Source organism: Mycobacterium sp. E740 (assembly GCF_001672895.1).
In the GTDB taxonomy this organism is placed as follows: Bacteria; Actinomycetota; Actinomycetes; order Mycobacteriales; family Mycobacteriaceae; genus Mycobacterium.
Map to the genome: position 1 here is coordinate 1 of NZ_LZKP01000210.1, position 621 is coordinate 621.

2 pseudogenes are annotated in these 621 nt (G+C 71.3%); both read left to right on the plus strand.

Features of this window, described 5'->3' with window-relative positions:
- A pseudogene (locus tag A5663_RS20395) lies at nt 1-424 on the plus strand (zinc ribbon domain-containing protein); the annotation flags it as partial.
- A pseudogene (locus A5663_RS20400) lies at nt 421-621 on the plus strand (hypothetical protein); the annotation flags it as partial. The pseudogenes A5663_RS20395 and A5663_RS20400, both read left to right, overlap by 4 nt.

The window sequence follows — 621 nt, forward strand, 5'->3', positions numbered from 1 at the left end:
CGCCGCGGCGGCGGGCGGATTGATCGGTGCAGCACTCTGGTTCACCCGTCCGCCGAGCAAGCGGCAACAGCGGGCGGGGGTGGTGCGGTTGGTGCTCGTCGGGTTCGCCGCCGCGGTGCTGGCCGTGTTCATCGGTCTCGGCCTGATCGACGTCGCGCGCTTTCCGCAACTGCTGATGCTGGTGCTGTATCTCGTGGTGGCGCTGGCCGCGCTGTTCCTGTTGCGTGTCGGCCTGCAGCTGGCGCTGCTGCACGAGGCGCACGACGAGATCCGCTCGGACGAACCGCTGCTGTGCCTACACTGCGGACATGTCGTGCCGGACACGGCGTTCTGCCCGGTGTGCGGGGTGGCGACGCGGGCGTCGTCGCGGTCGTCACGTGCGTTGCGGCGCACCGTGCGGCCGGTGCGCGGTGATACGCCGTGAGCGCGCCGACGGAGTTCTTTCCCGGGTACACAGCTCCGCCCGATTCGTCTCCGCGCGCGACGTCGCGAAAGCGGTTGGTGCTGACGTGGCTTCTCGCGATCGTCGGGCTCGCCGCGCCCCTGGTCGCGGTGTCGGCGATGTCGAGCAAGCCGCCGGTGCGCTACGTCTGCCCGCCGGACTGCGGACGGCCGCCCACC